This is a genomic window from Bdellovibrio bacteriovorus (assembly GCF_041888015.1).
Taxonomy (GTDB): Bacteria; Bdellovibrionota; Bdellovibrionia; order Bdellovibrionales; family Bdellovibrionaceae; genus Bdellovibrio.
In genome coordinates this window covers 1,077,726-1,098,983 of sequence record NZ_CP168968.1, presented here as the reverse complement: position 1 = coordinate 1,098,983, position 21,258 = coordinate 1,077,726, and the positions used below count along the sequence as shown (strand labels likewise).

The window sequence follows — 21,258 nt, the reverse complement described above, 5'->3', positions numbered from 1 at the left end:
GCTCCCCGAGACCTTCCTTGGTATCACCCCTCCCGTAAAATTGATTGCAGCATAACAAAAACACGATTGCAAGAGACTTATTACAGATTTTTTAAGAATTATGCCCCGGCCCCAAAAAATCCACCCCGTTATGCAAAGATCTTAAGCAAAAGCCCCCTGAGGCTGCTCTGAAAACGAAAAAAGCCAGCGTTGCGCTGGCTTTTAGGTCTTATCAACTCTTATTTAGTTCTTAGAAGTCACTCAATCTATCTGCTAGTTCTGGGAAGTCTACGAACGGATTTCTATTCCCCTGAACTTTGAAGATCTCGACATTACGTTTCATCTCGTCTTCATCCACAGGGTCTTCTTGATTCCATTTACGCAGAACCTGTTCTTGTTGCGGATCAATAGGAAGATCATAGCGCAAAGAGAAGTAGAACAAGGCACGAGCCACATTACCTCGGTGATTTTGTGGTGGTTCAAAGACTTCGTCAGATCCGGATGTCCCGATACCAAAACGTGAATCCGGACATTTCAAATCCATCAGATCTTTGGAAACTTCACCGAACGGATGATTTCCACGAATCGCATTAAGTTGGGAGTCCGTCGGGAACAAATGGTGCAAGTCAGACTTCTGAACATCATCCGGGAAACGGCGTGTGAACTTGCTTTGTGGCCAGGTGTGCTCAACATTGATCACCGTATTATTAGGAATCTTGCCCGGAGAAGGCTGAGAGCTTTTGAAATCCTCAGGCCCGCGTTCCATATTGCAGTAAACATCGCGAACTGCGTACTGATTGCCCTCTTTGACAAGGTAGTAGTTCCCCATCAGGAAAACTCTTGCCGCATTATAACCAATCGCCGTGTGCGTATAGCAACGACCTTGTCCTTGCTGGCAAGCCTTCACGATCTGATCGTAAGAGCCCTTCACCATCACATGGTAATTGCGCATCACAGTTTTAATTCGGTTTTGAAGTGTTTCACCGGAAGTTCCCGCTTTCAGATCGCGATAGAACTCTTCCCCGTAATAGGGAACCAGTTGAGAATACGGCGCTGCATTCGCAACACCAACAAAAGATAACAATGTGAAAACAATCACTGACTTAATGAGCAACACTTGCTTCATTCAGGTCCACCATTCGGTTTGGGGGTGATCTACAGCCTCTGAGCAGTAACATGTCCCAACGGTAAGGATCCTGTCAACGGGTATATAGAATTTACAATATCAATTTTGAGAAGCGGTCTGAATCGATCGCCCGCGATAGGCCATGCCGAAGACGGCTCCAAGCACGCTGCCGCCAATATGGGCAGCGTAAGCCACGCCCCCGCCAATCCCCTCCGGGGTCGACCAAAGATTCGCTATATCGACCACCAGGAACAGAGGAATAATTAGCAACGTCGGCAAAAAAATCGCGCCGTAGTGCCCGGGCATGGGTGAGGCAAAGTAAAGAAAACGAACTCGCGCTCGCATTTCAGCTAAACAATAAAACGCCAGCAACGCACTGATCGAGGCACTTGCCCCCACCATCGGAACAGTCCCATGCAGATCTGAAAGCAAAAAGCCCAAACCTCCAGCACAGCCCCCCAGCAGATAGACAATTAACAACATCTGACTTCCCGCCATCACTTCAACAGCGGCACCGATCAACACCAAAAAACTTAAGTTGGAAAGCAAGTGTATCCAGTTGGAATGAGAAAACTGATAAGTAAACCAGGACAGCGGTCCCTTCGCTCCGGCACTCAAACCGAAACGATACAACAACTGCTCCTGATATTTCTTGCGAAACTCAGAGATATCCTTGCGCCACGAGGCGACTTGAACCTGGTCTCCCCGATAGGCCAAGGACTCGCCTTTTTCTAAAAAACGGGAATCCCTGAGAGCATAAGCCCCCAGAAGGCCCATGTGTTCGGCATTCAGGGAACCCATCTGTAAGACCCACTGGGGCTTGTTATAGAGTTCGTCCGCTGGCAGAGTTTGCAAATACTGATAATACAGGCGACCGGTCAGAATCAAACCGTCTTTTTGCAGCACGGGCGACGATGTCAGACTGGAGCTTGCCCCGCTGAAGATCAAAATAAAGATAAAGACATTCAACACCGCCAACGTGATCGTCAACGGATAGCGGGAGTAATCTTTAAAGTCTTCAGGACATGGGATGATCATGGAACCTCGTACCGCTCTTTGAAATCATCAATCCAGGCGTCAGGATCAACACTGGCCGGCGCACGACCCTTTTGTGGAGTGAATTCGGTATCACGCAGAGCCCACACAGAGCGCACATAACGTTTTTCCAAAGCCGTCTTTAATACGGGATGCTTTTGCATTTGCGAAATGGCCTTCAGACTTCCCACGTAATCCTGAGCGGCAAACATATCTTCGGACTTCAGGAACTGAGTCACTAGCAAACCGGAATCTGCCATCTCCAGATCTTCTTTATCACCATCTTCCGCCATATAGCGAGCCAGCGCACATGTTGCCGAAGACGAATCTTCGCAGATCTTGGCAAAATAATCTTCCTGAGCCTTGCCGTCTGCCAACAAATATTTTGCCAGATAAGCCAAGGGCTGAGAATTCACCGGATCACCCCACAGGGCCACTTCCGCTTCTTTCTCCAAACACTCGCCGGAAATTTCATTTAAAAGGAACAAGGACAGAGCCATATCCAAACGAGCCGTTCCATCCAAGCCTTCACTGCCTTTGACTTCCTTGCAGACCGTCACCACACTTTTGCCAGCAGTGGCCTTGTAAGCTCCGGTATACAGACCGTGATAGGCCTTCATGAAGCCCAGCACACCAAACAGAGCCAGGAACAAGAAGCTCATACGCATCCAGGAAGAAATAAACCGGGATTCAATCGGCATCGGTCCGTCGTCATGCTCTTTCTTCAATGTGATCACCAAGGTATCCGCAGCGCGGTCCGGGAAGGCCCGGCGGAACGGATGGCTCAGAATCTCCAAAAACGGAATCGCCAACAGCAGGAAACCAAAGCTCCAGCAAACCGAGCGAATCAAACACTGAGCATAAGTCAAACGCGGCTGATAAATCGGATAGGAAATCACCCGCAATTGCAGGAACAACTGCCCCGGTGTTGCCTGCCAGAAATACAGAAAGATGGATTGCAGGAAAGTGACCAGAAACACAATGCAACCGACCACCAGTGTTGCGGCAATAACCCCTTCTGCGGATTGCATATCCAGCATAAAGAAGGTTTTGGTCTGACGAACCAAGCCGGCTATCAACAAACTGATGATGGGCGAGAAAATTAAAAAATCCAGTATCAGCGCAACAAATCTGTCCGCCACGAAAGCGACAGGCACCGAACTGGATTTTGGATAATGAGGCTTCACTTCAGGAGCCGATAAATCTGGAAATACCATAAGGATCGTATCGGCTTGAAACAGGAAACACTAAAGAGATTAGTGCGCGAAATTGATCGCCTGGACCCGGCCCTGATCGTCTGTCACGAACTGGGCTTTGCCGACGATTTCCTTCGAGGAATCAATCAGACTATAGACCTGCTCGCCAGAGGAGTTCTGCGCCAGACTGACTTCTGCGAACTGCACGCCAAAGGCATCGGAATACTTTTTCAGAAACTCGGCTTTATCTGCGATCTGCATCGGGTGTTCACCGGCTTGAGCGTCGATGAATTCCAGACTTTCAATACGGCCTTCCACAGTTTTCATGCCGTATTTGCCTTCCAGGAAACCAAACACCAGCTCATCACGCAATGTCGGAGCTTCCGCAAGACTCGCCGCTGCTGTGGACTTCTCACGCGCCATACGCTTGGCAAGGTCATGTTCCCATTTAACGTCTTTGGCAAAAGTAGAAGGTTCAAAACTTGCGACACCGCGATTACCCGCAGCCGCCACACCCTGATCCGGGCCGCGCACCAGCCACTGATTCAGGAAAACTGTCATAATCAAAACGGAGGCAATGGAAAGAACAAGAACTGCTTTTTGTTCTTGAGCTTTATCCTGCAATCTTTTTCTTACAGATTGTGCTTTTGGAAATTCGATCACGTTTGCGTTCCTCATTATTTCACCCCTCAGAAGTCACGACAGTTCGAGTCTCAATGACTTTCAATGCGAAGGGCATGCCGTTTAAAAACCGCACTTATTCATTCTAGCTGAACAAGGCCTGAACAGACGTACAAAAGATGTTAGACGTATCGTTCTGATCATCTCATCCTGACACATAAAAATCCAAATCCCGAGGGTCTAGTCGAGGGCCTTTTTCTCCCAGGAATCAATCCCCGCCTGCATTTCCGGCAGGTGGTAATAAAGAACCCGGTCCAATTCAACCCCTTGTCCCTCGATGCGATATTTCTTCTGACTCAGGTACACCGCCTCGGGGATGGAAATCTGAACCCCGGGCGCAACGTCATCCAACGGATACCACACCCCGACCAGAAGTTGTCCCCGGCTGGGGCTTCCCAACAGCGGAGCTTTTTTAAATTCTTTCAAAGCCTGCGCAACCATTTCGGCCACGGACGAGCTTTTCCCGTCCACCAACACCCGTACTTCGCCGTTGTAGCAGCTTTTCTGCGCATAGGTTTTTAAAAGCACCTCGCTGTGCGTGTCCAGAATCGCCAGTTGAGCCTGATCGTTCAGGTCATTTGGAAATTCCGCTGAGCTTTTGACCGCGGCTCGGGGACGTTCAAGGCTGCCCACCAGTTCGGATTTGCACAGGAACAGAGAAAGGAATCGCAATCCCGCAACAAAGTTTCCACCGGCATTGCCTCGCAAATCCACCACAACTCTTTTCAGTGGCAGCAAATCAGCCTCAATTTTCTGCAGTTTTTCATCTGCAAAGAAAGCGGCCCGGAAAGACGGCACCTTCAGAACTCCGTGCCCAGCAGACCTTGTCTGCAAAGTCATTTCCTCCGAACGAATAATCGCCCGCGGTTTGATTTTCACGGAAAACTCCTGATCTTTGCGAAGAATCAGATAAGAGCCCTGCTGGGCTTGAGCTTCCCAAGGGTTGGGTTGTTCCGCATTAATAGTTTGAATGATATCCCCGCGACGCAATCCCAAATCTTCCGCCGGCGAGTTCGGATGGACTTTGAAAATCACCAGCTCGCCGTCCACAAACTGGCTTTCAATGCCGGTTTCCAGACTTTCCCCGCGCCAGATGCTGGCAACCTCTTTGGAATCATAAACTTCCAGATGCGACACCTTCAGAAGTGCCAGCACGTTGTTCATATCCTTGATGATAAGTTTTTTTTGTGAATATGGAGTCACCAGACGACTGCGACGCTGGCAGGTCTTCTTCCAATTTTTGATTTTGGCATCATCCAGAAATATTTTTTGCGACACCAGATCGCAGAATGCCGGATATGGGTTTACAAAACCCTTTTGCAGAGTGAAATGATAAGCAGCGTAAGCACAACCAAGTGCAAGTAGGATAGCGAAAAAAATACGGGTCATCTTAGTCCTGTAAAAGCAAAGACCGAGTGTTTTATCACTCGGTCTTCGTTTTTCAATTCAAAAGGAGACTAAGCAGCCACTTTCTTCTTGCGAGCTGCAGAAGGATCAATGTGGTATTGCTTTACTTTACGATACAAAGTCGCACGACCGATGCCCAAAGCTTTTGCAGCTTCAGTCAGGTTGCCTTTGTATTGAACAATCGCGTTTTCGATAGCTTGAGCTTCAAGCTCTTCCATTTTTTGCACGCTTGTTGCTGTTGCCGTTGGCGTTGGGAACTGAATAACGTTACCGCCACCCACGTCAGAATTGATCGGGCTTGTGCCAGAAGCCAAAGCCGGAACACCCGCTACCAGTTGTTGTCTGAAAAATGCATTATCAAGGCCTTCTCTGAACTGTGCAGATGAATACGCTTGAACTGTCACATCGTGATTCTCCCAGTACTTCTTTGTGTTCTCGATGGTTTCCTGGTTATCGCTCACCACGATCATAACTGTGCGTGACATTTAGTCCTCCCCTTTTGAAACATTATCAAAGCTTATTTGACTCACTTTGTACCTATCGGCGTATCACGCTGAGAATTTAGGGCCAGTTGCAAATATTTTTTGAGACACTTTAAACAGGCAAAAACACTGGACTTTTGAAGGTCCCCAAAATGCCTCTTGACCGCCTTTTTGATTTAAAGTGCCTTTTTAGAGTCCTGCTTAAACCACACTTGTCCCCAATTCCTTTGGGTTTTCGATACCTCTACTTCATTGTGTTTGGTATAGTGACCGCCACCAAACCGGGATATATCTTGAACAAAGCACTTCTTATTCTTCTGATAACTGTTTTAAAAGGACTGGGCGCTTCCGCTGAAACTCTGCGCATAAGCGTCTATGACTTTCCACCGCACATCTTTGTACAAAACGGCAAGCCTCAGGGGCCAGGCATCACCTTTTATCAAACTTATCTGAATCACACTCCCGGCGTGAAGCTGCAATGGATAGCCACTCCATTTGCCCGAGTACTGCAGGACCTGCAGCATGGCAAAACAGATGTGGCCCTGTTTCTGGCACGCTCTCCTGAGCGGGAAAAGTTCCTGCGTTTTTCTGACACGGCCCTTTTCACAACATCCTCGGCGATCATCGTTCGCAGTGACTCCCCGCTGGTAAAAGCCAAGTCTTTAAAAGACTTCAAAGGTCTGACTTTGGGCCACTCTAAGGACTCCTTCACTCCTCATGAACTGATTCGGCAGGGAATCAAGATTGAAGCGCTAAGCGGAGAAGATGTGATCGAGCGCAATATTCAAAAGCTGCGCTATAAACGACTGGATGGAATCTTCATCCCCACGGCTTCCAACGGGGAATACATCCTACACAAAATCAAGGCCGAAAAGGAGTTCCAGCTCTTTATCGTCCCGAACTCAAACCTGAATCTGCATATCGCCTTTAGCAAGAACATTGAGGAAAAGACTTTTCAAAGGATAGAAAAGGCGCTGAAGAAAAATCACGATGCCTATCGCAAGCTGCTGGAACAACAACTGCACAAATAAAAAAGCCCCCGTATTCGGAGGCTTTTGACGACATAGACTGTCTTCTTCTGACTATTCCAGCAAACTGCGCAGCATCCACGCTGTTTTTTCGTGAAGTTGCATTCTTTGGGTCAGCAGATCCGCGCTGACTTCATCACCGGCTTTTTCAACCAGCGGGAAGATCGAGCGAGCGGTGCGAACCACGGCCTCCTGCCCTTCCACAAGTTGTTCGATCATTTCATTTGCTGATGGAACACCCACTGGTTCTGCAATGCTGGTCAGCTTTGCGAATTCTTTGTACGTACCCGGTGCAGCCACACCCAAAGAACGAATACGTTCTGCGATCAGATCCACCGCTGTTGCGAGCTCTGTGTATTGACCTTCGAACATCACATGCAAAGTTTGGAATTGAGGCCCTGTGACATTCCAGTGGAAGTTGTGAGTTTTAAGGTAAAGAGTGTAAGAGTCCGCCAACAAACGAGACAAACCATCAGCGATTTTCTTTCTGTCCTTTTCGTTGATGCCAATATTAATTCCTACAGTGCTGCCATTCTTTTTTGCCATGGGCTGTTCCTTTCATACGTTGACTTCATAGGTTGAGCAGTCCAAGGGTAAACTATTTTTCACTGAGACTGTAGTGACATGTGGACCTTGGGCGATGCTTCCTCGACATTTCCTGACAGGTTCCTCACAAAACTGATCACCCATATATACTAAGACATTTCAATTTTGATTAAACGTTTGCAAATCTCAAGACCAAAGTACCTAAATATGTGAATAATCTCGTGTTACTCTCTCAAGATGACACATCTTAGGGCCGATCTTCTTAATATGAGATCAAATTTTCTTTACACATATTTGAAAACAGCTCGAATCCTGATCCTTCTTGCTATCGGATTTCTCACCGCCTGCACCGGTGGCGGAGGCAGCAAGTTCAGCGATCTCTTGGACGTAGGCCCTCAACAGACCGGGGCGGTGGAGATCACAGCTCTGACTCCCACCGACTCTCCAGTTATCATGAACTCAACAAGCGAAACCACCTTTGCGGTCACAGTAGATCCCAAAGCCGGAAGCAATTTGACATACACGTGGACTTTAAACGGCACAGCACTGAGTTCTACCAATTCATTCCATATATTATCAGGAGCAAGTCTGCTGCCCGGAGACCATACCCTTTCCGTTTCTGTCACCAATGGAAAAACCACGGACAGTCACAGCTTTATTATTCATAAGAATACGCCTCCAGTAATCACAGCCCGAAGTCCCGCTGCCACTGGTGCCTCTGTCACCTGCGGCTCTGGAAGCCTGGCCCTGTCGGTTTCCACAGCGGATACTGACAACGATGCACGAACCTACACTTGGAAGGTCAACGGCATCGCAGGCACGACCTTCTTCATAAATCAAAACTCCACAGGCGTTGGGGCCACCGTGGACTTCGTTCCAAACTGCACACTTTCCGGCACCGCCACCATCAGTGTTGAAGTCAGTGATGGACATGACTCAACAAGTATCTCCCCGGCCTGGACCGTTTCCATCATCAATTCCGGCGTGGCCAATATCGGCGGCGTCTCTCCGAACACCAGCCCTTATGTGATCATTCCGTCCTCAGGCTCCAAGATTTTCAACATGCTCGACGTCACCGGCGTTCCGCCGATCTCTTACAGTTGGGAACTGGAGGGCACACCTCTCCCTGGTGAAGTCAGCACATCTTTGACTTTGTATGCTTCAACTCTGGACCCCTTGCCGGGCCTGGGGCCTTACACTCTGACCGCCAAAGTTTCAGATGGCACCGGAGCTGAGTCCAGCTTCAGCGTGCAAGTGCTGCTGAATAAAGCGCCGGTTCTTTTCGGCCCAGCCCCTTCTTCCACTTCACTAGCACGCAACTATGACACACCCAACATGACGTTCTCTGTGAACAGCACTGATGAAAACTCGGATGCGCTTCGCTATATCTGGATCGTTGATGGCGCCACCTATGAACCACCTTTCAGTGGCCTTCCCAGCTATCTGAGTATCAACAATGCAAGTCCACATCAGTTGATCTTCAATCCGAATCCGTCTTTGGTGGGAAGCCATACCATCTCGGTACGGGCGCGTGAAGATCGTGCCACTGACTTTGAGTTTTCCAATACCAACACCTGGAATGTTCAGTTCAATCACTTTAGTGACGCCTGCAATCAGTTACAGGCCGGGCAAATTTGCACGCTGGTCGGTGCTCCAGGTATCATGACCGACACAAACAACGACGGTATTATCAATGCTCTGACTGAACCTTACAAACTGCGCATCAACTACAGTCTGATTCACAAAGTTCTGAACAGTGACGGACTGACGGTTGTGAACAACTTCTTCTTCTCGGACTCTTCCAATCACGCTGTCTGGTACTATAACAGGTCCAACAAAACCCAGTCAGTTTTGGGCAAAACCCTGCAGCCTGGGGAAATCAAAATGCTGATCGGTAACGGAGCCAGTGGACGCTCTGTGGACAGCAACCCTTCTTACACATACAATCTTTATAAGCTCAGTTCCCCCCAAGGTATGTACTACGATAACACCGGCAATGCTCTGTACATTGCCGACCGGGGAAATCACCGCATCGTTCGCATCGACAGCACTGGTCAGGGCCTGCGTGTCTTTGGCAACGAAACCAACTTGCAGTGCGCTGCCGGATTCACCAACTGCAATACCGACAACGAACTGGCCACAAACCATGTCTGTGGCGGCCCCGTCGAAATGGTCTTCGACACTACCGCCAAACGTATGTATGTGACCTGTTCAAGCACTCATGCCATCAAAGAAGTCAATATCACCAACTCCAATCCTGCGACCTGGACAGCGCGCATTCTGGTGGGACGCCTGAACGGATCCAACCAGTCCACAGCTGCTACCACAAACGGAACCACGCTGGCGGCCGGGACAGGTCAAGTTCATACACCGTGGGCGTTGGCCATGGACAGTCTGCGCAATCTTTACTTCACTCAATCCAATGGAAGTCATTGCTTTGTTCGCGCCATCAACCTGAACAGTGCCGGTGGCATCACTCTGCCGAACGCAGCGGGCTCCGGCACCCAGGTCCTGGCACAGAATCAGGTTCTCAGTGTCTTTGGCCAAAGCACTTGCTCCGGCCCCGCCACAGGCGCGCAAGTCCCAAACTTTGTCCGCTACTTCTATCCCCGAGGCCTTGCGATTCACGAGGTCGGTGGCGTTCTGGAAGGGTTCTTCGTCACCTCCACCGATGCCCATCGGGTAATCTATTCCAACGTGCGCAGTACTACAAAAACTTTCGGCGGCGTGGCCGTGGCAGCCTACCTGTCGCTGACAATCTGGGGAACCGGTATCGGTAATTATAACGGAAACACCAAACCAGCCAACACCAACACCGTCTTTAATCCCTACGGCATCACCATTGATAATAATTCACTGATCATGGTCGACTTTTCAAACAATCGCCTGCGCACACTGGATATTGGCAACGACGACGGAAATATCGGCACCCTTTTTACGATCACGGATCCCAAATCCAACTCTTCTCCCGATTCACCCGCCGTGGATGCCCCGAAAGCCCGTCTGAATTTCATTTCGGATCTTCTGTTCAGAACCAGTGACAACAGCCTGTTGATCGCCGACACGACCGAGGCCGGCCTTAATATGCCGACGCATTTCCAACCCGATGGAAAAACGACCGAGAACAACCGTGTGCGCAAGCTGGATCTGAGCACGGGCCTGCTCGACACAGTTCTGGGCATGGGATATGGCACATACACTAACATGCAAAATGCCCATGAGGTTCTGCTGCACGGACTGCGCGGTCTGGCACTTATTGCCGACAATCTTCTGGTCCTGGATCGCCACTGGGTCCCCGCCGGCAACAGATCCTGTGGCTTCTATCTATATAATCAAAACAGTCCCTCGGGCACTTTCTATGGCAGCCCGGTGGACAACGGCAAAGTGGGTTTGATCGCCGGGAACTACGCCTTAGGTTGTGGCACCGAGTCCGCCAATGGCACCGCCGCCAGCGCTGCCCGCATGGAACCGTTCTCGATGACCACAACCCAGGATGACACGATTTACTTCACTCAGTTCCGCCGCCACTGCATCATGAAGGTGGACTCGACTGGAACTTTGAATGCGGTTGCCGGCCTGTGCGGCACTGCGGGGAATGCAGAAGGCGCCCTGGCAGCGGCCCGCTTCGAATACCCGCTTTCCATCGTCAAAGATCCAAGACACCCCACCAATATGCTGGTGATCGACCAGTCCAACAAAACAACCAGCGAGATCAAGTATATCAATCTGTCTGGCAGCGATGTTGAAGTGGCCGGGGTCAGCGCCCTCTCTAACGAAGTCAAAAGAATCATCACCATCAATGACGGATACGCCATCGGCTTGACGGTCTATGCAGATCCCGTTGATCCCAGCAAAGATATGATCTGCTACACCAGCGGATCAGGGATGAACACCCTTTATGCTACAAACACCACTACCACGAACCCGCTGGCATTGACCGTGGCCGAAAATCCGGATGGACAAGTCGGGTTCCATCGCGTCACTTGCGTAAAAAGATCCGACGGCGCCAAAGAAATCGTCATCGGCGCGGACAGCTCTGCTGTGCGCGCCGGCAGCCAGTTGATGACCGAGCACGAAGGCTTGGGCATCGACTCCAGTTCCGGCATTAAAAAAATCAAAGCTTCGTTGTTCACCCCTTACGGCCTGACCTTCGACAGTGAAGGAAATCTGTACATCGGTGAGCGCGACGGCAAAGTGATCAGAAAAGTAAAAAAATGGTGGTAATCAAGGAGTGTTTACAATGAGACTCGAAAATTTGGGAACAATCATCGCAGCCATCCCCCTGCTCCTTTGTTTGAGCGGATGCGCATCCCCGGGCCTGCACGTCCAATCCGAGCCGGGAGGCGCGGATGTGTACTTCAAGTCCTCGGAAGGCACTCTGACCAAGATTGGTACGACACCGCTTAATGTGGATGCCAACAAACTGCCACCTTCGCGCAATGCTTTTCAGATCACACTTTCCAAAGACGGCTATCTGTCCGAAAATTTTGTGATCCCGGCGGCCAAACTTCCGCAGGACACTCAGATCTCGGTCTCTTTACGCGAAAACAGTAAAAAGACGGAAGACCGTCTGGATCACGTCGCCAGCAACGTGGCTTCGATCCAACAGCAAATCCGCAACAGAGATCTGGACCGCGCAGAGCAAACACTGCAGCTGATGGTCGTCCAGTACCCTGACGTGGCGACGTTCCACGAACTATTGGGAAATGTGTTCTACCTAAAGAAGGATCTGACACAGGCGCTGGACTCTTACAAAAGGGCCGCGAATCTCAATCCTAAAAATATCGAAACACGCAATATGATCCAACGCCTGAGTCAGTACCAATCCGGAGGTGACTTATGAGTATCTTCCCCCTTTCCATCCTGGTGGCGGTCGGCTTTTTCACCACGGCCATCATGTATCTTAAACAGAACGTCAATTCGTATCTGGACATCGTAGCCCTGCTGATGGTTCTGGGCGGCACTTTGTCCGTGGGCATGATGACCCTGCCCTGGGACCTTCGCAAAGATTTGAAACTGGCTCTGCAAAAGCTGTGGAAAAAAACAGGCCCCAGCTATCAGTCAGCTCTGGAAGATTGCCTGGCCACCATGAAAGGCCAGGTGCCTACCGCGACAGAAGGACAACTGCACCGCCGTATTCTTCTGGATGGCGTGGAACTACTTTCCTTGGGAGTTCCGACAGAACGACTGCAAAAAATTCTTGAGGAACGCGTGCATCAGTATGGTCGCCGCCAAAAGAAGGTCGCAAACTCTCTGCGCAGTTTGGCGAAATATCCTCCGGCATTCGGTCTGATGGGAACAGTTCTGGGACTGGTGAATGTCATGAATGGCGTTTCAAAAGGACTTTCCGGAAAACAAACTGCCTTTGAAATGGCGTTGGCTCTGGTTGCCACCATGTATGGCCTGGTTCTGGCCAACCTGGTTCTGAATCCTGCCGGTGAACTGATTCAAAAGAAAGCTTCGGATGAAGAAGACCTTGGGCACATGGCGGTTCAGACACTGATGCTGATGGCTCAGAACACCTCGCTGCTGGAAGCTCAGGAAACATTGAACTCCTATGCTCCGGAAGAGCAACAGCTGCACTTGAACTCTGCAGGATTGGAGACGTAATGAGACGCACTGACGAAGTGGAAGTGGATAGCGAAGGCACCTGGGCCATCAGCTATGGAGACATGGTCACTCTGCTCTTGACCTTTTTTATCGTGTTTTTCTCTATCAACCCCAATGAACAAGAGACCGAATATCGTAACGGCGTGCGGATGGCTTTATTGAAACACCTGCAAGGTCAGGAGGACCACAGTGTGGCCTATGATCAGGGCAATCATATTTTGGTGGAATTTCCGGGAATCTCGTTTTTTGATTCAGGAAAGATCGAAATGACGGCGGCCGGTCGCACGGTCCTGCAGGATTTCATCAAGACCTATCTGCCCTATGCAGGTCAGTACAAGGTCGGTATTCGAGCCTTCACGGATCATAAAAAAATCGATCCTCGAAAAAATCATCGTTTCAAAGACAATCTTGAACTCAGCGCTCTGCGCTCTATCTCGACGATGCGTATTCTTCAGGGTTCAGGAATTCCACTTGAGCGCATTCAAGTGGGTGGCTACGGCGAGCTGACCGTCACCGCAGAAGAACTGGCAAAAATCAGCTCGGATATCAGAGCCCCCGCTTCAACGCTGGATCTGGCCCGCAAAATTGTTTTAGTTATCCAACCGGAGGTTTTATGAATCGTTCTATTCTCAGCAAGATGCTGATCCTTGTTTCCTTGGTGCTGGGTTGTTCCCTGGCTCTGGCGCAGAATTACAAGCATCCGCGGGTTGTGGAGTTGGAAAAGTCCCTGTCGCAGGAGGCTTTGAATCTTCTTAAAGGACGCTTCCCTCAGCACCCATTTATCGTGACCGTGGCCATTGACCCCTTGTTGCGGGATGTGCAGAAAAAGACTTCGGACAAACTGCCCTACTATGACCTGCGCGACGAAGAAATTCTTGATGAATGGGATGATCCGAATCTTTCCAACGCGGCTTTATTAACCCGCGTAAAAAAGACGATCGTCAACGTCTCGGTTCCCAACACTCTTTCTGAAGATGAAGTGGGTGAACTGAAATCCGCCCTGGCAAAAAACCTGAGTCTGGTGGAAGCCCGCGACACGGTCGAAATTCAACGCCGTCAATGGAGCCGTCTTGAAGACAACCAGACTCTGTTCAATATCTGGCTGCCGATGGGCCTGGTCGCCTTGCTCTTGATTATGGCAGGCATCTGGGGCGCGACGTGGTTCGGAGCCAAGCGTCTTTCAGGATCATTGCAAGAAGGCTTCCGGGAAGCGGGCAAGAATGCCTCTGCCGCCCCTGCTGGACAAAATATGCCGATGCCGGCTATCGATATGCCTGAAAAATCTTCGAGCACTTATAGAAATGGAGATATTCGTTTCAACGATCCGATCAAAACCCGAGAAACACTGCACGCGGGCATTCAGATTCTGAAGGACAATCCGTCCTTCCCAAATCTGGAAGATATGATGCTGCTGCAAAACTTTGCCGAAGAGTACCCGGCCTCTTTCGGAGCTTTCCTGGTTGAGTTCCCATTTGATTGCCGTCAGCAGGTTTTCAGTCTTTCTTTCGGTGATACTTGGCTGCGTGCCTTGAGCGAACCGGGCGAAGTCGACAGTCATTGCATTGAAATTCTGAACAAATGCCTGCGCATTACCCGCAACGAGCTGCAGAAGGAATGGCAGAACCTGCTGATCATGATCTGGCGCCTGGATACTCGTCGCACCGAATTCTTTAAAGGTCTTCCACGCACTGAGGCGTTCTCGATCCTGGCTCACCTGCCACGCTCTTTATCTTTGCAGGTGGCTCGTGAGGTTTATCCAGGGGCTTGGGGCGTTCTTTTAGACCCGTCCCACACCCCAGCGCCACTGAAGTCTGAACGCATTCAGGCTCTTTGCCAGCGCGCTTTGGAACTGGCTCCCCTGCAAAATGTGCAGATGCTGGAATGCTACAAAAACCAGAAGGATCTTTTAAGTTATCTGAAGATCGTCGATCCCCAGATTGAAAAAGAGATCTATCAAGCATCGGGCAATCTGAACCTGACAGAAATGCGTCCGGCTTTCTACCCTGTGTTTGAGTTGACGGACTCGCAGATGGACATTCTGGTTCCAAGAATCAAAGTGGAGGAATGGGCCTTGGCGATGTTCAATGTTTCCCGCATTGAGCGCAAAAAAGTGGAAAGCCGTTTTTCAGATCGCCAGCGCATTCGCTATTTTGAACTGCTTAAGCACTTTGACACCCAGATGCCATCAGCTCAACGCATCGGCGACGCCAGAGAACGCGTGGCTCATTCGATGAAGACTTTGCCAGCGGCCGTTGAAGTCATAACAGCAAACGACCAGGAACAGGCTGCATGAGAACAATCCAAATCACCCTTATAACTTTCAGCCTGCTTCTGGGCACATCCCCATGCCTGGCCGATGGGAAGCTGGATCTGATGTTTGGTGGCTTTACCATCAACGCCAGTACCGACAATGGCTCGGGCAGCATGTCTGGTATCGGCAGCTATCTGGTGGCCTATCGCTATCCTCTGTCTTCGTCTCTGGAGCTGGGGCTGGGGTATTCACTGAATGCCACTGAAACTTTCGGTGGCGATTTAGGGTACGGGCCGGATCTGGGACTTTCTTATTTCCCGGTGACCACCACTCAGACCACGGAGTTTCGTAATGCCGACACTTCCGTCAGAATCAGTCCTCTGTGGCGTCCCTATTTTTCTTTGTCTTTTCACCAGCGGCAATTCCAGTCCACCCAGTCCTCGTATGGAGGATTTGGCCTGGCTGTGGGCGGCGAATATCAATGGCGCCCGGATCTGAGCTTAAAGGCAGAAGTGCGGGCCTTGGGCCTTTCAGGTCCCTCCAATAGCAAGGCCACCGAATTCGACGGCTTCGTCGGCATCAGTCTGCCTCTGTAAAATAAAAAAACCCGTCTTTTTGAAGAGACGGGTTTTTAGTGGTTCAAATTTTATTATGAATACTATCTGCGGCCGGATTTGATCTTCACTTGAAGCTTGGAGATCAAGTGAACTGCCATTTTTTCCTGAACTTTACACATTTTAAGTTCATCGCGGCGGTAAGATCTTTGAGAAGGAGTCAAAGTTCCTGTCTCAAGTTCCATTTCATAATCCAACTTGGAAGAACGGATGCCTTCCAGTTCTTTCGTTTGAGTTTTGAAAAGCTTTGTTACGCCAGAAAGAGGAGCTACTTCGATCCACTCTTCTTTACCGCGGTACCAGCTCACCATTCTCAAGAAACGAGCTTTATTCTTAGCTAGTGTGAACTTCGGGAAACCTACGTCTGGAAGTTCAAGGATGTTTTCTACTTCATCCAAATTCAGGTCATCTTCTTCACCTTCCATCAGAAGGTTGTCAGACAGGCTCGCCAATAGAGCGGTTTCCTGTTCTTCATCGACATCTACGTCGAAGGCCGATTTCTTCACCTCTTTTTCGTTGTCTAGGTCAGAATCCAAATCTGTGTCGATTTCGTCGGCGTGCATGTTAGTGCCTGGATTGATCAAAACGAGCCTCCCCAATAGTGCATTAAAACGTCTAGGTGATTTAAAGTGGGCCCAGTTATATCGCAACTTTCAAGATGACACAATATGTTAATTGCGTGAAAAAAGGTGAATTTCGCAAGAATCCACCCGCTAAATCGAGAGGTTTTTGCATTTTCATGTCCATTTTTCATGCTGAAAATTTGGGCATCTTTTTTTTACCTCACCGCAATCACGTCCACCCGAAAGCCTCCCGGCTTTTTCCAGAAATGTGAGTTGGCAGCCTTAACCTGAATACGATAGATCGGCCGCCCATCCAACGCCGTTTCCCGAATCCCGCCGGACTTCAGCTCTCCCGGCAGGCGAAACTCTGGGCGTTCTCCGGAATAGTCCGCGTACTGAATAGTCACTTCTTTGATTTCAATATTGTTGCGAGTTCCCACCAAGCGCACCCGCACAATCCGGTTCAAATCACTGCGTGGGAAAAAATCAAACGTACGAGTGCGAAACCGTCCGGTGTCTCCGCCGCCCAACGAATAAGGAATCTCTTGCCGAGGTGGAGGCTTGGGAGGTGGTGTCGGATTGGGATTCGGCTCCCCAGGATAAGGTTCATCTGGCAATGGCAACGGCAGATCCTGCTGTGCCTGCACACTGGTCGTGGCAAAAAGACTTGTGATGGTCAGAAAAATCAGAATCCACTTCCCCATGGCAGCCTCCTTAAGTCTTTGAACCTAGTCGAGCGCAATGGGGTTTGGAATGGAAGATGGGTAAAACTGTCTGAAATCAATCCCAGCGCATGTGTTTTACGGACTCGCCAGAATCACGCAGCTCGCGCAGAGAATCAATGCCGATGGCTAAATGCTTCTCTACAAAGTTGGCAGTGACCTTTTTATCACTTTCTTCTGTCTTAACACCATCCGGAATCATCGGGTTGTCAGACACAAGCAGCAAAGCTCCACGAGGGATTTCGTTCACAAAGCCAGTCACGAAGATCGTCGCCGTTTCCATATCCACAGCCATCGCACGAGTCTTGGTCAGATAGTCCTTAAAGGCTTCATCATGTTCCCAAACGCGGCGGTTGGTCGTATAGACCGTGCCCGTCCAATAATCACAGCTGTGCTTTGCGATCATTGTGGAAACCGCTTTTTGCAAACGGAAGGATGGCAGGGCCGGGATTTCCGCCGGAAGATATTCATTACTGGTGCCTTCGCCGCGGATCGCCGCGATCGGCAGAACAAAATCACCCAACTGGTTCTTTTTCTTGATACCGCCGCACTTGCCCAGGAATAAAACAGCCTTTGGATTGATAGCTGACAACAAGTCCATGCACGTTGCCGCCAAGGCGCTTCCCATACCGAAATTCAGAATCGTGATGTTTTCAGCCGTAGCACTCTGCATTGGTTTATCCATGCCACGCACAGGGACATTAAACTGCTCGGCAAACATTTTCACGTAGTTAGCGAAGTTCGTAAGCAAAATATAGTGACCGAATTCATTCAATGGCACGCCTGTGTAGCGAGGCAACCAGTTATCGACGATTTCTTTTTTTGTTTTCATGCTACTCCCATTATTTTTCTTCAATTGGTAAATTGGTTTAAGCTAACATGATAATCCACAGAAGAAAAGGGGTCCGACTATGAGTTCTACGCAAAATCACATTCTGATGGAGATTCCTCCCCGCCTAGTGTCAGTGGGGGGACCCCAGGTCCATCGCCTGATTCCCTATTCCAAGAAAAGAATGGTAGGACCCTTCATCTTTTTCGATTATTTTCCCGCTACCGACTTTGTGGCAGGAGATGGACTCAATGTCCGCCCTCACCCCCACATTGGACTCTCCACATTGAGTTACCTTTTGGAAGGTCAGGTTCTTCATCATGACAGCTTGGGCAACAAGCAGATTCTGCTGCCTGGGGATGTCAACTGGATGACGGCGGGAATCGGAATTTCTCATTCAGAACGCCTGCCCGAGGCCATCCACGGCCAAGCTCATCGTCTGCATCTGCTGCAGTTCTGGGTGGCATTGCCACTGACAGAAGAAGACCGCCAACCCAGCTTCACCCATCACGAGATGTCCAGCATTCCGAACTTCACCGTCGGCACGGCCAACGTCACTCTGATTGCGGGCGAGGCTTTCGGCAAAAAATCACCGGTGGATGTTTATTCTCCGTTGTTCTTTATGGACGTAAAACTTCCCAAATCAGAAACATTCATGTTTGATCCCGGCGATCAGGAGCTGGCTTTTTATATCATCAAAGGCCGTCTGGATATTGACGGCAAAGAAATCCCACCCGATGACTTTGTGGTGCTGGAACAGGCGTCTTCATTGAAGGTCACCGCCAGTGAAGACACCCAATTCATTGTTTTGGGAGGCCAGCCATTCCCAGAGCCGCGTTATATCTATTGGAACTATGTTTCATCCTCGCGCGAAAAGATCGAAAAGGCCAAAAAGGAATGGCGAGAGTTGACGTTCCCGCAGGTTCCCGGGGAAACTGACATTATACCACTTCCTCCAGAGCCCGCGGGCTCTTAAGGCGAAGGAGACCTGCTTGTTGAAATATGTTTTGCTTTCCATCACCGTCATGGCCCTTGCCGGTTGTGCTTCAACACCGACAGAGCCTTCACCGCAAGCCGAAGAAACCTTCGCCCCGAACTGGGAAACCCATGCCCGTGACGCCGAAGTGATGTCTGGTAAAGGTCCCGCTTCCGAAGCAGCTCCTGTCGTCACCAACAGCGAAGAGGTCAGCGAGCAGGCTTTGGAAGCCCAGCAGTTTGCCACAATCAACTTCACCAACTTGGGAAAAGACTTAAAAGTCGGTCAAGGAAAGCACTTGAATGAGCTTCTTAAGATTTTGAAGATTTCAGGAGCCCAGCAGGCCTCTGCCGTCCGTCAGATCAGATCTCTGTATGAAGGATCTCCCAGCCCCGTTCAATTCAGCCAAGATCTGTGGAGCTGGTATAAACGACGTTAATAAAAAAGCCGGTTTTTCAACCGGCTTTTTAGTTTAAAGAACCAACTCTTTCGGGATGCCTTTCGGAATCGCTCCCAGCAGCTTTTTAGTGTAATCGTGTTGCGGATTTTCATAGATACTTTGAGCCGTGTTGTGCTCAACAATCTTGCCTCCGAACATCACCGCCACTTCGTCAGAGATAAACTTCACCACTGACAAATCATGCGAAATAAAAATGTATGTCAGATTCATTTCATCCTGCAAATCCAACAGCAAATTCAGAATCTGAGCCTGAATAGACACATCCAGCGCAGATACGGACTCATCACACACGATAAAGTCCGGACGAACCATCAAAGCTCGGGCAATGCTGATACGTTGCCGTTGCCCACCGGAAAACTCATGCGGATAACGATTCATCATTGATGGGTTCATACCGACTTTTTTCAGCATTTCCGCCGCAATTTCACGGCGCTGCTTGTTGTTGTCGCCAATGTGATGAATCTGCATTGGCTCCATCAGAATCGTTCCGATAGTCATACGCGGGTTCAAGGATGCATACGGGTCCTGGAAGATGATCTGCATCTTCTTACGAACCGGCATCAAATGACGGGCATCCATGGCAGTGATATCCTGGCCATCATAAATAATCTGCCCGCCTGTTGGTTCAATCAGGCGCATGATCGTGCGCCCTAAGGTTGTCTTACCACAACCGGATTCCCCCACCAGTCCCAACGTTCGGCCTTTTTTCACCTGGAAGCTGACACCATCCACCGCCTTGGTCCAAGACTGCACGCGCCCCAACAATCCGCCTGTATGCGGGAAGTGAGTTTGCAGATCTCTGACTTCCAAAAGAACTTTGTCTTCGCGCGCAGCCACCGGGGTCACCACACGCGCCGGAGCCGGAGTCGTGATCTCCTCCCCTTCCGCCGTCATAAAATCACTCAAGACCGGCAAGCGATCAGGATTTTCCTCCAAAGAAGGACGACATGCCAAGAGGCCTTTGGTATAGGGATGCTTCGGATTCTCAAAGATCTCTTTGGAACCACCACGTTCAACGATCTCGCCCTTATTCATGACGATCACTTCGTCAGCAATATCCGCCACCACGCCCAGATCGTGCGTAATAAACAGCAAACTCATTCCGGTTCTTTGTTGAATTTCGGCCAACAAATCCAGAATCTGTTTTTGAATAGTCACATCCAAGGCTGTCGTCGGCTCATCACAGATCAACACCTCCGGATTACAGGCGATGGCCATCGCAATCATGATTCTTTGGCGCTGACCACCACTGAATTTGTGAGGATAGAAATACAGTCTTTCTTCAGGACTGGGAATTCCCACCTGCTTCAATAAATCCAGGGCTTTTTCCAACGCCTGAGGTTTGGTCAAACCCTGATGCAGCATCAGGGTTTCAGTGATCTGATCTGCCACCGTCAACACCGGATTCAAACTGGTCATCGGCTCTTGAAAGATCATAGAGACGCGTGCGCCACGAATACTGCGCATTTTCTTTTCCGAAGTTTTTAAAAGATCCTGACCTTCAAACAAGATCTCGCCTTGAGTGATTTTACCAGGATGACCAATCAACTGCATGATCGCCAGGGACGTGATACTTTTACCGGAACCTGATTCGCCGACCAAGCCCACAGTTTTTCCTTTAGGGATGTTAAACGAGATGCCTTTAACGGCTTTAATCACCCCTTCTTCGGTCTTGAACTCGACGGCCAGGTTGCGGACTTCAATGATATTTGTGCTCATAATTTCGACCTCTGGATAGAGTATGAATTCTAAC

20 protein-coding genes are annotated in these 21,258 nt (G+C 49.7%); 9 read left to right on the top strand and 11 right to left on the bottom strand.

Features of this window, described 5'->3' with window-relative positions; genetic code table 11:
• Positions 1-229: 229 nt before the first annotated feature.
• The 6 genes from ACES2G_RS05375 to ACES2G_RS05350 all read right to left on the bottom strand — a co-directional run bounded on the left by ACES2G_RS05375 (position 230) and on the right by ACES2G_RS05350 (position 5,909).
• Positions 230-1,105 carry an endonuclease I family protein gene (locus ACES2G_RS05375; protein ID WP_374001501.1) on the bottom strand — a complete coding sequence of 292 codons (876 nt, stop codon included), beginning with the start codon at positions 1,103-1,105 and terminating at the stop codon, positions 230-232.
• Between the two features lie 99 nt (positions 1,106-1,204).
• Positions 1,205-2,143: a rhomboid family intramembrane serine protease gene (locus tag ACES2G_RS05370; RefSeq protein ID WP_374001500.1), complete on the bottom strand. Its 939-nt coding sequence runs from the start codon at positions 2,141-2,143 to the stop codon at positions 1,205-1,207.
• Positions 2,140-3,357, bottom strand: coding sequence for an RDD family protein (locus tag ACES2G_RS05365; protein WP_374001499.1), 1,218 nt, complete (start codon positions 3,355-3,357; stop codon positions 2,140-2,142). Before ACES2G_RS05365 ends, ACES2G_RS05370 begins: the two co-directional genes overlap by 4 nt.
• A gap of 39 nt (positions 3,358-3,396) precedes the next feature.
• Complete coding sequence (locus ACES2G_RS05360; protein ID WP_374001498.1) at positions 3,397-4,014, bottom strand: hypothetical protein; 618 nt, start codon at positions 4,012-4,014, stop codon at positions 3,397-3,399.
• A gap of 183 nt (positions 4,015-4,197) precedes the next feature.
• Positions 4,198-5,406 carry a S41 family peptidase gene (locus ACES2G_RS05355; RefSeq protein WP_347356453.1) on the bottom strand — a complete coding sequence of 403 codons (1,209 nt, stop codon included), beginning with the start codon at positions 5,404-5,406 and terminating at the stop codon, positions 4,198-4,200.
• 68 nt (positions 5,407-5,474) lie between these two features.
• Positions 5,475-5,909, bottom strand: coding sequence for a helix-turn-helix domain-containing protein (locus ACES2G_RS05350; protein ID WP_262553912.1), 435 nt, complete (start codon positions 5,907-5,909; stop codon positions 5,475-5,477).
• Between the two features lie 290 nt (positions 5,910-6,199).
• Here ACES2G_RS05350 and ACES2G_RS05345 point away from each other — a divergent pair, with 290 nt between their 5' ends.
• Positions 6,200-6,937, top strand: a complete 738-nt coding sequence (locus tag ACES2G_RS05345) for a substrate-binding periplasmic protein (protein ID WP_374001497.1) — start codon at positions 6,200-6,202, stop codon at positions 6,935-6,937.
• Positions 6,938-6,988: 51 nt separating this feature from the next.
• Here ACES2G_RS05345 and ACES2G_RS05340 read toward each other — a convergent pair whose 3' ends face one another.
• Complete coding sequence (locus tag ACES2G_RS05340; protein ID WP_374001496.1) at positions 6,989-7,480, bottom strand: Dps family protein; 492 nt, start codon at positions 7,478-7,480, stop codon at positions 6,989-6,991.
• A 267-nt stretch (positions 7,481-7,747) separates the two neighbouring features.
• On the opposite strand from ACES2G_RS05340, the gene ACES2G_RS05335 reads away from it, so the two are divergent.
• Genes ACES2G_RS05335 through ACES2G_RS05310 form a run of 6 tightly spaced genes read left to right on the top strand, consistent with a single transcriptional unit; the run spans position 7,748 to position 15,937 of the window.
• Positions 7,748-11,704, top strand: coding sequence for a hypothetical protein (locus tag ACES2G_RS05335; protein ID WP_374001495.1), 3,957 nt, complete (start codon positions 7,748-7,750; stop codon positions 11,702-11,704).
• A 16-nt stretch (positions 11,705-11,720) separates the two neighbouring features.
• A complete protein-coding gene (locus ACES2G_RS05330) occupies positions 11,721-12,323 on the top strand; it encodes a hypothetical protein (RefSeq protein ID WP_374001494.1) in 603 nt (200 codons plus the stop codon).
• Positions 12,320-13,090 carry a motility protein A gene (locus ACES2G_RS05325; protein WP_374001493.1) on the top strand — a complete coding sequence of 257 codons (771 nt, stop codon included), beginning with the start codon at positions 12,320-12,322 and terminating at the stop codon, positions 13,088-13,090. The genes ACES2G_RS05330 and ACES2G_RS05325 overlap by 4 nt, the downstream gene beginning before the upstream one ends.
• A complete protein-coding gene (locus ACES2G_RS05320; RefSeq protein ID WP_347356461.1) occupies positions 13,090-13,707 on the top strand; it encodes a flagellar motor protein MotB in 618 nt (205 codons plus the stop codon). The genes ACES2G_RS05325 and ACES2G_RS05320 overlap by 1 nt, the downstream gene beginning before the upstream one ends.
• The gene (locus ACES2G_RS05315; RefSeq protein ID WP_374001492.1) at positions 13,704-15,383 is read left to right on the top strand and encodes a hypothetical protein; all 1,680 of its coding nucleotides are present in this window, start codon (positions 13,704-13,706) and stop codon (positions 15,381-15,383) included. The genes ACES2G_RS05320 and ACES2G_RS05315 overlap by 4 nt, the downstream gene beginning before the upstream one ends.
• Complete coding sequence (locus ACES2G_RS05310) at positions 15,380-15,937, top strand: hypothetical protein (protein ID WP_374001491.1); 558 nt, start codon at positions 15,380-15,382, stop codon at positions 15,935-15,937. Before ACES2G_RS05315 ends, ACES2G_RS05310 begins: the two co-directional genes overlap by 4 nt.
• A gap of 62 nt (positions 15,938-15,999) precedes the next feature.
• Here the strand turns inward: ACES2G_RS05310 and ACES2G_RS05305 are convergent, their stop codons facing one another.
• The 3 genes from ACES2G_RS05305 to ACES2G_RS05295 form a co-directional block, all read right to left on the bottom strand.
• The gene (locus ACES2G_RS05305; protein ID WP_347356466.1) at positions 16,000-16,539 is read right to left on the bottom strand and encodes a hypothetical protein; all 540 of its coding nucleotides are present in this window, start codon (positions 16,537-16,539) and stop codon (positions 16,000-16,002) included.
• A gap of 194 nt (positions 16,540-16,733) precedes the next feature.
• Positions 16,734-17,222 (bottom strand): hypothetical protein, encoded by a 489-nt coding sequence (locus ACES2G_RS05300; RefSeq protein WP_347356468.1) that lies wholly within the window; start codon positions 17,220-17,222, stop codon positions 16,734-16,736.
• A gap of 76 nt (positions 17,223-17,298) precedes the next feature.
• Positions 17,299-18,072 carry an AMP nucleosidase gene (locus ACES2G_RS05295; RefSeq protein WP_347356469.1) on the bottom strand — a complete coding sequence of 258 codons (774 nt, stop codon included), beginning with the start codon at positions 18,070-18,072 and terminating at the stop codon, positions 17,299-17,301.
• A gap of 79 nt (positions 18,073-18,151) precedes the next feature.
• Here ACES2G_RS05295 and ACES2G_RS05290 point away from each other — a divergent pair, with 79 nt between their 5' ends.
• Together ACES2G_RS05290 and ACES2G_RS05285 are read left to right on the top strand one after the other, a co-directional pair.
• A complete protein-coding gene (locus tag ACES2G_RS05290; protein WP_347356471.1) occupies positions 18,152-19,045 on the top strand; it encodes a pirin family protein in 894 nt (297 codons plus the stop codon).
• 16 nt (positions 19,046-19,061) lie between these two features.
• Positions 19,062-19,484: a hypothetical protein gene (locus ACES2G_RS05285; RefSeq protein ID WP_374001490.1), complete on the top strand. Its 423-nt coding sequence runs from the start codon at positions 19,062-19,064 to the stop codon at positions 19,482-19,484.
• Between the two features lie 33 nt (positions 19,485-19,517).
• Here ACES2G_RS05285 and ACES2G_RS05280 read toward each other — a convergent pair whose 3' ends face one another.
• Positions 19,518-21,224: an ABC transporter ATP-binding protein gene (locus ACES2G_RS05280; protein WP_374001489.1), complete on the bottom strand. Its 1,707-nt coding sequence runs from the start codon at positions 21,222-21,224 to the stop codon at positions 19,518-19,520.
• Positions 21,225-21,258: the final 34 nt, after the last annotated feature.